Genomic DNA, 12,771 nt, shown 5'->3' on the forward strand with positions numbered 1-12,771 from the left:
GCAACCGCGGGCGTCCCGGTGGCTTCAGCGCGCGGTTCCGGGCACGGGCCGGCTCGCCCGGCGGCAAGCGGCCGATGGTCGAGTTGTGGCGGTTCCGGCGGCGGCGGGATAATGGGGCACTCTTTCGTCTCGTCAGGACAGGCTCTCCATGAGCGACATCGTCATCGCCGCCGCCAAGCGCACCGCCATCGGTTCCTTCCTCGGCCAGTTCAACGGCACGCCCACGCCGCAGCTGGGCGCCAGCGTCATCGCCGCGGCGCTGGAACAGGCCGGCGTGCCCGCGCAGGACGTGGACGAAGTCATCATGGGCTGCGTGCTGCCGGCCAACCTGGGCCAGGCGCCGGCGCGCCAGGCGGCGCTGGCCGCCGGCATCCCGCAGTCCACCGGCGCGACCACCATCAACAAGGTGTGCGGCTCGGGCATGAAGGCGATCATGCTCGCCCACGACCTCATCAAGGCCGGCTCGGCGCGCGTGGTGGTCGCCGGCGGCATGGAGTCGATGAGCAACGCGCCGCACATGATTCCCAACTCGCGCACCGGCAACCGCTTCGGCGACTTCAAGGCGATCGACCACATGGCCTGGGACGGCCTGACCAATCCTTACGATGGCCAGGCGATGGGCGTGTTCGCCGAGGCCACGGTGGAGAAGTACGGCTTCAGCCGTGAGGCGCAGGACGCCTTCGCGATCGAGTCGGTCAAGCGCGCCCAGGCCGCGCAGGCCTCCGGCGCGTTCGAGGGCGAGATCGTGCCGTTCAAGGTCGCCACCCGCAAAGGCGAGGTCACGGTGACCACCGACGAGCAGCCGGGCAAGTCGGACATCGGCAAGATTCCCGCGCTCAAGCCGGCCTTCAAGAAGGATGGCACGGTCACCGCGGCCAGTTCGTCGAGCATCTCCGATGGCGCCGCCGCCACCGTGGTCCTGAGCGCCGAGGAAGCCGCCAACCGCGGCCTGCAGCCGCTGGCCCGCATCGTCGCCCACGCCACCTTCTCGCAGCAGCCGGAGTGGTTCACCACCGCGCCGGTCGGCGCGATCCGGAAGGTCCTGGAGAAGGCCGGCTGGTCGGTGGAGGACGTGGATCTGTTCGAGATCAACGAAGCCTTCGCCGTGGTGGCGATGGTGCCGATGAAGGAGCTGGGCATCGCCCACGACAGGCTCAACGTGCATGGCGGCGCCTGCGCGCTGGGCCATCCGATCGGCGCCTCGGGCGCTCGCCTCGTCGTCACGCTGCTCAACGCCCTGCGCGTGCAGGGTAAGCGCCGTGGCGTCGCCTCGCTTTGTATCGGCGGCGGCGAAGCCACCGCCATCGCGGTCGAACTGCTCTGAAGACGTTTTCCGGTTTTAACGCCAAGTTGACGAATCTGAGCCATACGCCCGCGAATGCTTGACAGTGGAAAACGGATTGTCATGATGTCGCCCGGCGCGCAACTGCGCGTTGCCAAACTAATCGACGAGGATTTACCAATGAGCATCAACAAGACGCTGATCGCGCTGGCAATGGGCCTGGCCCTGGCTGCTTGCTCGAAGCCGGAGCAGGCTTCCGACGCCGCCACCGACGCGCAGCAGGCTGCGACCGAGGCCCAGGCTGCCGCCGATACCGCCGCTTCGACCCCGACCGCCGACGCTGCCCAGGCTGCTGCCGACACCGCCGCGACCGCCGCCAACACCGCCGCTGACGCTGCCGCCAACGCTGGCGCCGCGACCACGGACAAGGCTGCCGACGCTGCTGCCGACGCCGCCGAGGCTGCCAAGGACACCGCGCAGGACGCCGCTGACGCTGCGAAGTCCGCCGGTCAGGACGCCGAGAAGAAGTAATCCGCGCTTTGCCGTTGGCGCACGCCATCGGCATTCGGATTCGGAAAGACCGCCGGGCAACCGGCGGTCTTTTTTGTAAGGATCGACCGCACGCGGCGTTGACATGCGCCTTCGTAGGCTCGCCGCGTCGTGACTGCCTGGCGTGGTGACACCCGCAGCGTTCGCGTCATTCCATCCACCCATCACCGTTGAGGGGAACGCCATGACCAACAAGTTCAACATCGTGCTGATCGCTTCCGTGCTGGCGCTGGGCGCCTGCTCGCAGCAGACCCAGGACCGCGCCGCCGCGACCGCCGACAGCGCCGCGGCCGATGCCTCCGCCGCCGCCGACAAGGCCGCTGCCGCCGCCGACAACGCGGCTGACAAGGCGGCCGCCGCCACCGACGCCGCCGCCGACAAGGCTGCCGCCGCGGCCGACAACGCCGCTGCCGCCGCCAGCAACGCCGCGGAGAAGGCCGAGAACGCGACGCAGGCCGCCACGGCCGATGCCGCCGCCGCGGTGTCCGAAGGCGCCAACGCCACCGCGGACAAGGCGGCCGAGGTCTCCCAGGACGCGCGCGAGGCTTCCAAGAAGTAAGCCATCTGCGCACGCCGCAGTACGCGAAGAGGCCCGCGCGAGCGGGCCTCTTTCTTTTGGTGCCTCGCGGCAGTGCCGAGCCGGTGAACGCCGCTTCGACGGGGCCATCCCCGGACCTGCGTCCGCGCTCCCACCCGGATCGGGGCCCTGGCGAATAGACCACGACTTCTTCCAACTCCAATGCATCGAGCAGCGCTCTGCCCCTCTCTTCCGCCGCAGGCGAAGGCGAGCTCGAAGTCGCGAACTAGCGACCTGAGGGGGTGGGTGCTGTCGCTCCTTCTTCTGAAGCTTCCGGGAAAGCCCCTCCCCGTCCCTCCCCTGCGCCGCGCGCAAGGGAGGGGGCCTCAAGTCGATACCCTCCCCCCACTGATCGCATTTGCGTAAGGAGGCTCGAGCGCCCCCAAGCCGAAACCTCGTGACTTGACGCGCGAGGCAGCGGTCCGGCGGGCGGTGGCCGCGCCTAGCGAGTCAGGACGCCGAGCGCCTTAAGGCAGGGCAGGAAGCCCTGATCGAGGGATAAGCGGCCACCGCCCGCCGGATCGCCGCCCAACCGAAGCCGCACACGCGACCGTCGCAATCCTCCAATCGAGAGAACAGCCTCTTCTCCGCGACGTCCCGGTGGGTTGCGTCGCCCTGAGAGACCTCACCCACGGTTTCCGCACGGCGGGTGCTTCACTCGCGAACCTGCTGCCGCCCTTCCATTTGCCCAGACACCCAGGACGTGCAACGCTCCGGCACGGCCGCCCGACGGGCGGATTGGTGAGACCAGTCACAGCGCCTGTGCGGCGCAAGCCGCGATAGTCGCGTTTCCCCCGACAGGAGACCTTGCGACATGTCCATGTGGAAAGATCCGCTGTCCAGCAAGAAGGATGCCCCGCCCGCCCCGGTCATCGAGCCGTCCCCGCCGCCGGTCGCCGAGCCCATCGCGCCCGCGCCGGTCGCCAGCGCCCCCGTCCCGGCCTCGACACCCGCCGCCAGCGCGGGCGGCCGCGAGCGCAAGGAGTCGCTGATCGCCTCGGACCTGACCATCGAGGGCAAGATCGAGGGCAGCGGCCACGTGCGGATCGCCGGCCGCTTCAAGGGCGACGTCAATGTCCAGGGCGACCTGACCATCGAGCACGGCGCCAAGCTGTCCGGCGGGGTCAAGGCCAGCAAGATCACCATCGCCGGCGAGCTGGAGGGCAACATCGACGCGGCCAAGCACGTCGAACTGCTGGCTTCCGGCGCCCTGACCGGCGACGTCAAGTGCGGCACGATGACCGTCGCCGCCGGCGCCCGCATGCGCGGCCAGGCCGACTTCGGCTGGGACGGCAGCGAGAAGCAGCACGACGCGGCGTGAGCACCCCGCGTCCCGGCACGGCAGGCGCGACCCGCGCCTGCCCGCACTGCAAGGCGATGATCCTGGAGACCGCCGCGGTCTGCCCGTCGTGCAAGCACCATCTGCGCTTCGACGACGCGGCCACCGTCGCCCGGCACGAGACCCAGCGCGTGGTGCCGCTGAAGGTCCAGGGCACGGTCAACCACCCGGCCGAGGCCGCCACCGCCTATGAGTACACCGCGGTGATGGTGATCAGCGACGAACAGGGACGCGAGATCGACCGCCACGTGGTCGGCGTCGGCGCCTTGAGGCCAGGTGAGCAGCGCACGTTCTCGCTGGCGGTGGAGATGTTCCCGCACAGCGGCGGCATGGCGCCGCGCGGCAAGCGTCGCCTGTCCTGACGTCCCCGCGGATGGCGGCGAAAGCGGCGCGCACATCGAGCGCGCCGCGCGGCTTTACTTGCGCACCGCCGGCTTCTGCGGCCCGCAGCTGCTGCAGCCGCCGCAGGCGGCATCGACCGCCCTGGCCGGCGGCGCCAGCGCCCTGCCGAGGCGCTGCAGCCACGGCGGACGCCCGGCCCGCAGCAGCGGCAGGGCCAGCGCGGTGCGCGCGCGGCGGGTGGCGTTGGGGAACTGCTTGTGCGCCACGACCCAGGCGCTGACCAGCACGGCCACCGCGATCACCAGGTACTGGAGCGCCAGCGCCATCAGCCCGCCCCCAGCAGGACCGCGACCTGGTAGGTCAGCAGCGAGGCGAGGTAGGCCAGCGCGAACAGGTAGCCGGCCGAGATCGCCATGCGCTTCCAGGAATTGGTCTCGCGCTTGATGGTCGCCAGCGTGGACAGGCACATCGGCGCGTAGATGTACCAGACCAGCAGCGACAGCGCGGTGGCCAGCGACCAGCCGTCCTGGATCAGCGGCGCCAGCGCCTGCGCCTTGGCATCATCGTCGCCGGCCGACAGCGCGTACACGGTGGCCAGCGAGGACACGGCGACCTCGCGCGCGGCCAGGCCCGGGATCAGCGCGATGCAGATCTGCCAGTTGAAGCCCAGCGGCGCGAACACGTAGCTCAGCGCGTGGCCGATGCGCCCGGCGAAGCTGTAGTCGATCGCCGGCAGCGTCGCATCGGCCGGCGCGCCGGGGAAGGACAGCAGGAACCACAGCAGCACCGTCAGCGCCAGGATGATGCCGCCCACGCGCTTGAGGAAGATCATCGCGCGCTCGTACAGGCCCAGGGCCAGGTCGCGCAGGTGCGGGATGCGGTAGGACGGCAGTTCCAGCAGCAGCGGGTGCTCGCTCTTGTCGCGGCGCCAGCGCTTCATCACCCAGGCCACCACCAGCGCGCTGACGATGGCCGCCACGTACAGCCCGAACAGCACCAGCCCCTGCAGGTTGAACACGCCCCCCACCTGCCGCTGCGGGATGAAGGCGCCGATCAGCAGCGCATACACCGGCAGACGCGCCGAGCAGGTCATCAGCGGCGCCACCAGGATGGTGGCCAGGCGGTCGCGCGGATCCTGGATCGAGCGCGTCGCCATGATCCCGGGGATGGCGCAGGCGAAGGAGGACAGCAGCGGAATGAACGAGCGCCCGGACAGGCCGGCCTTGGACATCAGCCGGTCCAGCAGGAAGGCCGCCCGCGGCAGGTAGCCTGACTCCTCCAGCGCCAGGATGAAGGCGAACAGGATCAGGATCTGCGGCAGGAACACGATCACCCCGCCCAGGCCGGCGATGATGCCGTCGGTGAGCAGGCTGTTGAGCGGGCCCTCCGGCAGCGCACCGCCGACCCACTCGCCCAGCCAGGCGGTGCCCGCGTCGATGGCGTCCATCAGCGGCGCGGCCCAGGCGTAGACCGCCTGGAAGATCAGGAACATCACCACCGCCAGCGCCAGCAACCCGAACACCGGATGCAGCAGCCAGCGGTCCAGCGTGTCGTCCACGCGCGCGGTGCGGGTGGGCATGCTGACCGCCAGCGACAGCAGGCGGCGCGTCTCGGCATGCAGGTCGGCGTCCTCGGGCAGGACATGGCTGGGCAGCTGCGGCTGCGCCGCCACCTGATCGATCCGCTCCAGCAGCGCCTGGGCGCCGTTGGACTTGACCGCCACGGTCTCCACCACCGGGATGCCCAGCTCGCGCTGCAGCACGTCCAGGTCGATGCGGATGCCGCGCCGGCGCGCGGCGTCGGCCATGTTGATCGCCAGGATCACCGGCAGGCCCAGGCGCAGGACCTCCAGCACGAAGCGCAGGTTGAGGCGCAGGTTGGTCGCATCGACCACGCACACCAGCGCGTCCGGGCGCGGTTCGCCGGGCAGGAAGCCGCGGCACAGGTCGCGGGTGATGGCCTCATCCAGACTGGCGGCGTTGAGGCTGTACGCGCCGGGCAGGTCCAGCAACGCGTAGGTCCTGCCGTTGGCGCCGGTGAACCGGCCTTCCTTGCGCTCGACGGTGACGCCGGCGTAGTTGGCCACCTTCTGCCGGCTGCCGGTCAGCAGGTTGAACAGCGCGGTCTTGCCGCAGTTGGGATTGCCGATCAGCGCCAGGCGCTGCGGCGCGGCGATGGCGCTCATGCCCCCGCCCCGTGGCCGATGCGCAGGCGCACGCGCGCGGCCTCGGTCCGGCGCAGGGCGAAGCGGGTGAAGCCCACCTGCACCAACAGCGGGTCGGCGCCGATGGGCCCCTGCGCGACGATCTCCACCTGCTCGCCGGCGACGAAGCCCAGCTCGCGCAGGCGCCGGGCGATGGTGTCGTTGGGGCCGTGGTCTTCGACCGAATCGACGATGGCCTGGGTGCGCTGGGGCAGATCGGACAACATCACGCGAGCGGGCTCAAATGAAAACGGTTCTCAATAGTACCACTGCGGCCACGGCGGGAAGCTGTCTGTCGGGTCACCGGACAGGACGCTGCGGGCCAGCCCGGCGTACGATGCGCACCCCTCAGCCAGCGCGTTCACCGCCGATGTCCGCACCGTTCCTGATCCGGCCCATCCAGCCCAGCGATGACGCGGCGATGGCGGCGATCATCCGCGCCGTCATGCCGGACTTCGGGGCCTGCGGGCCGGGGTTTGCGATCAACGATCCGGAGGTGGACTGGCTCAGCCGCGCCTATGCGCAGCCGCGCAGCGCCTACTTCGTGGTCGAGGTGGACGGCCGGGTACTGGGCGGCGGTGGCGTGGCGCCCCTGGAGGGCGGGCCGGCCGGGACCTGCGAGCTGCGCAAGATGTACTTCCTGCCGCAGGCGCGCGGGCTGGGCGCCGGGACGGCGATGATGCGCCAGTGCCTGGAGGCCGCGCGCGGCTTCGGCTTCAGCCAGTGCTACATCGAGACCCTGCGCAGCATGGAGGCGGCCATGCGCCTGTACGAGAAGAGCGGCTTCACGCCGCTGCCCGCCCCGCTGGGCGCCACCGGCCACGGCGGCTGCGACCGCTGGTACGCGCTTGCGCTTTGAAAGCCGCTGCGGCGGCGCGCAAGGGCGCGCCGCCGCATGCCATTAGACTTGTCGCCTTTACGCGTCCCGCAGGAGCCTTGCATGCAGTTGTCCGAATCCCGCGCCGTGATCACCGGCGGCGTGTCCGGCCTTGGCCTGGCCACCGCCCAGCGCCTGGTCGCCGCCGGCGGCAAGGTGGTCCTGCTGGACGTCAACGACGAGAAGGGCGAGGCGGCCGTGCAGGCGCTGGGCCGCGCCAACGCGCGCTATCTGCGCACCGACGTCACCGACGAGGGCGTGGTGTCGGCCGGCATCGCCGAGGCGCGCGCCTTCCTGGGCGGGCTGAACGTGGCGGTCAACTGCGCCGGCATCCTCGGCGCCGGCCGTGTGCTGGGCAAGGACGGGCCGATGGCGCTGGCCACCTTCCGCAACACGGTGCTGGTCAACCTGGTGGGCAGCTTCAACGTGGCCAAGGCGGCGGCCGAGGCGATGCAGGACAACGCCCCCGGCGAAGACGGCGAGCGCGGGGTGATCGTCAATACCGCCAGCGTGGCCGCCTACGAAGGCCAGATCGGCCAGGCGGCCTACGCCGCGTCCAAGGGCGGCGTGGTCGGCATGACCCTGCCGATGGCGCGCGAACTGGCGCGCTTCGGCGTGCGCGTGGTGACCATCGCGCCGGGCGTGTTCTGGACGCCGATGGTCGACGGCATGCCCGAGGCGGTGCAGCAGTCGCTGGCCGCGTCGATCCCCTTCCCTTCGCGCCTGGGCCAGCCATCCGAATACGCCGACACCGTCGCCTACATCCTGCAGGCGCGCTATCTCAACGGCGAGACCATCCGGCTGGATGGCGCCACGCGCCTGGCACCGAAGTAGCAGAACGAGGGGAGAGGGACGGGGAAAGCGTCGCCGCCGCGGCAACGCAGCTGTCGTGCTCCCGCCTTGTCCACTTGTTCCTCGCTCCTTTCCGCTCGCGCCTCGCTCAACCATTTCTTTCCACACAACCCGGTCATTGATCCATGAAAGCTGGTGACATCAAGAAGGGCAACGTCGTCGAATACAACAACGGCGTCTATCAAATCCGCGACATCGAGCGCTCCTCGCCGCAGGGCCGCGGCGGCAACGTGCGTTTCCGTTTCATCATGTACAGCGTGCCGGGCGGCAACAAGCTCGACGCCAGCTTCGATGCCGACGACAGCCTGACCGAGGTCGAACTGCTGCGCCGCCAGGCCACCTTCTCCTACAAGGACGGCGAGGCGTTCGTGTTCCTCGACGACGAGGACTACACCCCCTACACCCTGGACGCGGACGTGCTGGGCGACGACGCCGGCTACATCACCGACGGCCTGACCGGCTGCTACGTGCAGGTGATCGACGAGCAGCCGGTGGCCCTGCAGCTGCCGCAGCACGTCACGCTGGAGGTCGTCGAGACCCCGCCCGAGCTCAAGGGCGGCACCGCGACCAAGCGCCCCAAGCCGGCCAAGCTGTCCACCGGCATCGAGATCATGGTGCCCGAGTACATCACCACCGGCGAGCGCATCCTGATCAACACCACCACCGGCGAATTCGGCGGTCGCGCGGACTGAGCGTGCTCGCGCCGATGCTCGTGTGGGCATTGGCCGGCGGCGCAGGCGCGACTCCATCGCCCTGCGCCTTGCCGGACGCGACGCCGCTTTCGGCCGAACTGGAGGCGACGTACTGCCGCCTGCCCAAGGAGGTGCGCACGCTCGTGGAGCGCCAGTCCGCCTGCCTGTACTTCGGCGGCGAAGAACCCTACGACGCGCAACGACGCGCGGCGCTGGAACGCGCGCTGCGCGACAGCTGCCCCGGCAACGAAGCGCGCTTCGCCCGGTTGCGCAAGCGCTACGCGAACGATGCGCACGTGCGCGGGTGGCTGGAAGACTACGGCCGCGAAGCCGGATTCCTGCCCTCGCCCTGATCGGGCGACGGCGCAAGCGCGGGAACGCCCGCCTCACGGCCGAGCCTGCGCAGGCGCTCGCCCAGTGCGGCCAGATTGGCCTCGGTGCCGTCGATCTGCTCGCGCAGGTCCTGTGGCAACAGCGGGCGCGCGTCGTGTTCCAGCGTGTCGCGCGCGGCGTGCTGCGCGCCCAGCAGCGCGCTTGCTTTCGACTGCACGAAGTCGCGCTCGGCCTGCTGCGGCAGGCCGTAGCCGGGCTGGCCCTGCAGCAGCAGCGCGGGCTGGGCGAACAGCCCCTCGTGCTCCAGGAGGTCGCGCAGGCGCGTGCGACCGGCGTCCAGGTCGGCACCGCCGCGCCCGTGCAGGAAGCGACGCTTGAGCGCATCGCGCGCCAGCAGGTCCTGGCGGCGGCGCGCGGCCTGCTCCAGCACCAGCAGTGCGGCGCTGGCGCGCAGGTCCGCGCGTTCGATCCACGGCGCGCGCCGCTGCGGCGGCTGCGACAGCCAGTCCTCGACCGACTGCGCGGGCAATCCCAGGCGCGCCCGGGCAATGTCCAGCATCACCTGGTATTGCGCGCTGGCCGGTGCGAAGTAATAGCCCGCGCGGCCGGCCTGCTCCAGGTCAGCGAGGGCCTGGCCATCGACGACGCGCGCCCGCTCCAGGCGGCGCAACAGGCCGTTGGGCGTGATGCCGGACAGCCGCCCGCCCGCATCCAGCGCGGGCACACCGTCGCGCAGCAGCTTGTAGGTCTCGAACGCGCAGTTGTTGGAGGCGAAGCGGTAGCCGCCGTCGTAGCTCCAGTGCACCTGCGCGGCGCGCTGCAGCAGCGTGGCGATCTGCGCGCGCGTCAGCGTCAGCGGCAGCGAGCGCAGGCCGCGCAGCTGGCCCTGGGTGTAGTCGTCGATCACCTGCAGCATCGGCAGCAGGTACAGGCGCGAGGGATAGCGCCCGGTCAGGCCGCCCCAGCTCGAGATCTGCACGTCATCGATGAAGGCGCGGAACGAGAGCACGCGCTGGTACTGCAGGTCCAGCCGGCAGTCCGGCCCGCGCGGGCGGCCCGGCGCGCAGATCACCAGGCGCAGCATGCTGTGGCCCCAGCGACTCATCGGCGCGTCGTTGCCGTCGGCCAGCAGGTAGTCGACGGCATAGACGCGTTCGGGGTGCAGCGCCAGCAGCGGCGATGCCGGCCGGTCCTCGAAGAACGCGACGCCCGGTGCGCAGTCGCGGCCGGCCTGCGGCGTCTGGCCCAGGCGCCGGGCAAAGTACGCATCCAGCAGCGGGCGGCGACAGGCGTAGTCGGCATCGAGGACCCGATGCTCCAGATTGACCGCCACGTATTCCTGCGGCGAGAACAGCTCGTACGCGTCGGGCGTGCGGTCGCTGAACGCGTTGCGGCGCAGGCGCAGCTTCAGGCGCGGCCAGCTGCCGATCTGCCAGCCGGCCAGATCGAGCAGGCGCGGGTCGCGCGAGAAGCCGCCGGCCGCGCTGCGATCCAGCAGGTGCGCCAGTTCGTGGACCAGGGCGGCGCGCGCCGGTGCCCGCGCGGCCTCGTCGCCGGCCTGCATCCAGCCGCGCAGCAGGCTGCGCGGCAGCAGTACCTGGCCGGCGCCGGTGGCGCGCCCATGCACGGCCGCGGGCAGGTCGTCGCGCCATCGCACAGGCACCTCGCCCAGCGCCGCGCGCCACGCGGCCGGCAGGCGTGCCTGCACATCCCCGAACAGGGCCTGTGATGCCGCCCGCTCATGAGCATCCAGCGTAGGAGTGTCCAGCTGCAGATGCAGTGCGGCCTGCGCGATCTGCGGCAGGCCGCATCCGAGCAGACAGATCGCCAGCAGCCGAGCGCCCAGCCACCGCGAGCGCGGCGGCCGGCCAGGCGGGTTCACAGGGCCAGGATCGCCTGCGCCAGCTGCAGGTCGGAGGCCTGGCGCGCGGCGGCATCGCGTTCGCGCAGGCTGCGCAGGGCCGCCTCCAGGCGAGCGCCGCGGATCGCGCCGTCGCTGGCCACGAAGCTGGCCGCGTCCACCCGCGCATCGAGCACCAGCTTGTCGTTGTCCGAGGAACTGTCCGAGGACGCCGAAGAGCCGGCGCTGCCCGCGCTCGAGGTGCCGCCGGCGGCGCCGGCCGCCGAACTCATCGCCCAGGCCGGCGCGGCCATTCCCAGCAGCAGGCCCACTACGATCCACTGACGCATCGATCCACTCCACGCATTGAACGGGGCGCCGATGACGCCCGCGACGCGCAAGGCTACCGCAGCCGCGGCGGGGCGCACCACCGCCCCCAAGGCGCTAGGCGTCGAACAGCTTGCCCGGGTTCAGCAGGCCCTGCGGGTCGAGCGCCCTGCGGATGCCGCGCATCAGCGCGATCTCGGCCGGTCCGCGCGTGCTGTCCAGATAGGGCTTCTTGACCAGACCGATGCCGTGCTCGGCCGAGATGCTGCCGCCATGCGCCTTCAGGGCCTGCGCCAGCAGCTTGGTCACCTGCTCGCAGTCGCGCACGAAGTCGGCCTGCGCCATCGGCTCGGGCTTGAGCACGTTGATGTGCAGGTTGCCGTCGCCGATATGGCCGAACCACACCACCTCGAAATGCGGATAGGCCTGGCCCAGCAGCGCCTGGGTCTGCTCCAGGAAGGCCGGCATCTGCGAGATCCGCACCGACACGTCGTTCTTGTACGGCACATACGGCGCCAGCGACTCGGTGATCCCCTCGCGCAGGCGCCACAGCTGCTGGGCCTGCGCGTCGGACTGGCTGATGACGCCATCGGCGACCCAGCCGGATTCCATGCAGGCCTCGAAGGCCGCCATCGCCGCCGCCTCGCTGCCCTCGTCGCCCACGGCGAACTCGGTCACCACGTAGTACGGATAGACCTCGTCGAACGGCTTGACCGCGCCATGCGCCAGCACATGCCTGAGCGCGATGTCGGTGAAGAACTCGAAGGCCTCCAGCCGCAGCCGCTCGCGGAACGCGGCGAACACCTCCATCAGCCCCTCGAAGCTGGTCAGCGCCAGCAGCATCACATTGGTCGGCGGCGGCGGATCGGTCAGGCGCAGCGTCGCCTCGACCACGATGCCCAGCGTGCCCTCCGAGCCGATCATCAGCTGGCGCAGGTCGTAGCCGGAGGAGTTCTTGACCAGCGCGCGGTTGAGATCGAGCAGTTCGCCGTCGGCGGCGACCACCTTCAGCCCGGCGATCCATTCGCGCGTGTTGCCGTAGCGGATCACGCGGATGCCGCCGGCGTTGGTGGCGATGTTGCCGCCGATCGAGCACGAACCGCGTGCGGCGAAGTCCACCGGATACTCCAGGCCGTGCTCGCGCGCGGCGTTGTGCACGGCCTCCAGCGGCATGCCGGCCTGCACGGTCAGGGTGCGGTCGACACGGTCGAAGGCCAGCGCCTTGTTCATGCGCTCCAGGCTCAGGACCAGCTCGCCATCGGCCGCCACCGCGCCGCCGGACAGGCCGGTGCGGCCGCCCGAGGGCACCACCTTGACCTGGCGCTGCGAAGCCCAGCGCATCACCGCCTGCACTTCCTCGATGCTGCCCGGCAGGGCGATGGCCAGGGGGTTTGGCGTCCAGCGCCGGGTCCAGTCGCGGCCGTAGTGTTCCAGGTCGCCGGCGTCGGTCTTCAGGCGCAGGTCGGGCACCGCCGCGCGCAGCGAATCAAGCAGGGAATCGGTCATGACGGTTGCGCGCGAAACGGCTTGTTTTCAAGGGTGCGCCAGCGTGCCAGCC

15 protein-coding genes are annotated in these 12,771 nt (G+C 70.8%); 9 read left to right on the forward strand and 6 right to left on the reverse strand.

The genetic code is table 11. The features are described 5' to 3' along the window. The first annotated feature begins 148 nt into the window (after positions 1 to 148). The 5 genes from LAJ50_RS11075 (at position 149) to LAJ50_RS11095 (ending at position 4,109) form a co-directional block, all read left to right on the forward strand. Positions 149 to 1,324: a thiolase family protein gene (locus tag LAJ50_RS11075; RefSeq protein ID WP_130552486.1), complete on the forward strand. Its 1,176-nt coding sequence runs from the start codon at positions 149 to 151 to the stop codon at positions 1,322 to 1,324. 138 nt (positions 1,325 to 1,462) lie between these two features. Then, positions 1,463 to 1,813 (forward strand): hypothetical protein, encoded by a 351-nt coding sequence (locus LAJ50_RS11080; protein ID WP_130552487.1) that lies wholly within the window; start codon positions 1,463 to 1,465, stop codon positions 1,811 to 1,813. 202 nt (positions 1,814 to 2,015) lie between these two features. Further along, positions 2,016 to 2,390, forward strand: coding sequence for a hypothetical protein (locus LAJ50_RS11085; RefSeq protein ID WP_130552488.1), 375 nt, complete (start codon positions 2,016 to 2,018; stop codon positions 2,388 to 2,390). 832 nt (positions 2,391 to 3,222) lie between these two features. Next, positions 3,223 to 3,729 (forward strand): polymer-forming cytoskeletal protein, encoded by a 507-nt coding sequence (locus LAJ50_RS11090; RefSeq protein ID WP_138653048.1) that lies wholly within the window; start codon positions 3,223 to 3,225, stop codon positions 3,727 to 3,729. Beyond that, the gene (locus LAJ50_RS11095; protein WP_130552490.1) at positions 3,726 to 4,109 is read left to right on the forward strand and encodes a hypothetical protein; all 384 of its coding nucleotides are present in this window, start codon (positions 3,726 to 3,728) and stop codon (positions 4,107 to 4,109) included. Before LAJ50_RS11090 ends, LAJ50_RS11095 begins: the two co-directional genes overlap by 4 nt. A gap of 54 nt (positions 4,110 to 4,163) precedes the next feature. Here the strand turns inward: LAJ50_RS11095 and LAJ50_RS11100 are convergent, their stop codons facing one another. From LAJ50_RS11100 to LAJ50_RS11110, 3 genes are read right to left on the reverse strand one after another with little or no spacing between them, the layout of a single operon-like run. Next, complete coding sequence (locus tag LAJ50_RS11100; RefSeq protein ID WP_130552491.1) at positions 4,164 to 4,415, reverse strand: DUF6587 family protein; 252 nt, start codon at positions 4,413 to 4,415, stop codon at positions 4,164 to 4,166. Then, positions 4,415 to 6,274: a ferrous iron transport protein B gene (feoB, locus tag LAJ50_RS11105; RefSeq protein WP_138653050.1), complete on the reverse strand. Its 1,860-nt coding sequence runs from the start codon at positions 6,272 to 6,274 to the stop codon at positions 4,415 to 4,417. The genes LAJ50_RS11100 and feoB overlap by 1 nt, the downstream gene beginning before the upstream one ends. Next, positions 6,271 to 6,522, reverse strand: coding sequence for a FeoA family protein (locus LAJ50_RS11110; RefSeq protein ID WP_130552493.1), 252 nt, complete (start codon positions 6,520 to 6,522; stop codon positions 6,271 to 6,273). Before LAJ50_RS11110 ends, feoB begins: the two co-directional genes overlap by 4 nt. A 140-nt stretch (positions 6,523 to 6,662) precedes the next feature. On the opposite strand from LAJ50_RS11110, the gene LAJ50_RS11115 reads away from it, so the two are divergent. The 4 genes from LAJ50_RS11115 (at position 6,663) to LAJ50_RS11130 (ending at position 9,066) form a co-directional block, all read left to right on the forward strand. Then, positions 6,663 to 7,151: a GNAT family N-acetyltransferase gene (locus LAJ50_RS11115; RefSeq protein ID WP_138653052.1), complete on the forward strand. Its 489-nt coding sequence runs from the start codon at positions 6,663 to 6,665 to the stop codon at positions 7,149 to 7,151. Between the two features lie 81 nt (positions 7,152 to 7,232). After that, positions 7,233 to 8,003, forward strand: coding sequence for an SDR family NAD(P)-dependent oxidoreductase (locus LAJ50_RS11120; protein ID WP_138653054.1), 771 nt, complete (start codon positions 7,233 to 7,235; stop codon positions 8,001 to 8,003). Positions 8,004 to 8,146: 143 nt separating this feature from the next. Beyond that, positions 8,147 to 8,713 (forward strand): elongation factor P-like protein YeiP, encoded by a 567-nt coding sequence (yeiP, locus tag LAJ50_RS11125; RefSeq protein ID WP_130552496.1) that lies wholly within the window; start codon positions 8,147 to 8,149, stop codon positions 8,711 to 8,713. Between the two features lie 2 nt (positions 8,714 to 8,715). Then, positions 8,716 to 9,066 carry a hypothetical protein gene (locus LAJ50_RS11130; protein ID WP_138653056.1) on the forward strand — a complete coding sequence of 117 codons (351 nt, stop codon included), beginning with the start codon at positions 8,716 to 8,718 and terminating at the stop codon, positions 9,064 to 9,066. Here LAJ50_RS11130 and LAJ50_RS11135 read toward each other — a convergent pair. From LAJ50_RS11135 to LAJ50_RS11145, 3 genes are all read right to left on the reverse strand, one after another. Further along, positions 9,030 to 10,928: a DUF4105 domain-containing protein gene (locus LAJ50_RS11135; protein ID WP_224096303.1), complete on the reverse strand. Its 1,899-nt coding sequence runs from the start codon at positions 10,926 to 10,928 to the stop codon at positions 9,030 to 9,032. The two genes, LAJ50_RS11130 and LAJ50_RS11135, sit on opposite strands and share 37 nt — an antisense overlap. Continuing rightward, positions 10,925 to 11,236, reverse strand: a complete 312-nt coding sequence (locus LAJ50_RS11140; protein ID WP_130552499.1) for a DUF2388 domain-containing protein — start codon at positions 11,234 to 11,236, stop codon at positions 10,925 to 10,927. Before LAJ50_RS11140 ends, LAJ50_RS11135 begins: the two co-directional genes overlap by 4 nt. A 94-nt stretch (positions 11,237 to 11,330) precedes the next feature. Next, on the reverse strand, positions 11,331 to 12,719 hold the full coding sequence (locus LAJ50_RS11145; RefSeq protein WP_138653058.1) for an FAD-binding oxidoreductase: 1,389 nt from the start codon (positions 12,717 to 12,719) through the stop codon (positions 11,331 to 11,333). Positions 12,720 to 12,771: the final 52 nt, after the last annotated feature.

Source organism: Pseudoxanthomonas sp. X-1, from assembly GCF_020042665.1.
Taxonomy (GTDB): Bacteria; Pseudomonadota; Gammaproteobacteria; order Xanthomonadales; family Xanthomonadaceae; genus Pseudoxanthomonas_A; species Pseudoxanthomonas_A spadix_A.

What these genes read in the sequence shown, in the direction of transcription:
- LAJ50_RS11075 (WP_130552486.1), top strand. Translation starts at nt 149, where the DNA reads ATGAGCGACATCGTCATCGCCGCCGCCAAGCGCACCGCCATCGGTTCC.
- LAJ50_RS11080 (WP_130552487.1), top strand. Translation starts at nt 1,463, where the DNA reads ATGAGCATCAACAAGACGCTGATCGCGCTGGCAATGGGCCTGGCCCTG.
- LAJ50_RS11085 (WP_130552488.1), top strand. Translation starts at nt 2,016, where the DNA reads ATGACCAACAAGTTCAACATCGTGCTGATCGCTTCCGTGCTGGCGCTG.
- LAJ50_RS11090 (WP_138653048.1), top strand. Translation starts at nt 3,223, where the DNA reads ATGTCCATGTGGAAAGATCCGCTGTCCAGCAAGAAGGATGCCCCGCCC.
- LAJ50_RS11100 (WP_130552491.1), bottom strand. Translation starts at nt 4,415, where the DNA reads ATGGCGCTGGCGCTCCAGTACCTGGTGATCGCGGTGGCCGTGCTGGTC.
- feoB (WP_138653050.1), bottom strand. Translation starts at nt 6,274, where the DNA reads ATGAGCGCCATCGCCGCGCCGCAGCGCCTGGCGCTGATCGGCAATCCC.
- LAJ50_RS11115 (WP_138653052.1), top strand. Translation starts at nt 6,663, where the DNA reads ATGTCCGCACCGTTCCTGATCCGGCCCATCCAGCCCAGCGATGACGCG.
- LAJ50_RS11120 (WP_138653054.1), top strand. Translation starts at nt 7,233, where the DNA reads ATGCAGTTGTCCGAATCCCGCGCCGTGATCACCGGCGGCGTGTCCGGC.
- yeiP (WP_130552496.1), top strand. Translation starts at nt 8,147, where the DNA reads ATGAAAGCTGGTGACATCAAGAAGGGCAACGTCGTCGAATACAACAAC.
- LAJ50_RS11140 (WP_130552499.1), bottom strand. Translation starts at nt 11,236, where the DNA reads ATGCGTCAGTGGATCGTAGTGGGCCTGCTGCTGGGAATGGCCGCGCCG.
- LAJ50_RS11145 (WP_138653058.1), bottom strand. Translation starts at nt 12,719, where the DNA reads ATGACCGATTCCCTGCTTGATTCGCTGCGCGCGGCGGTGCCCGACCTG.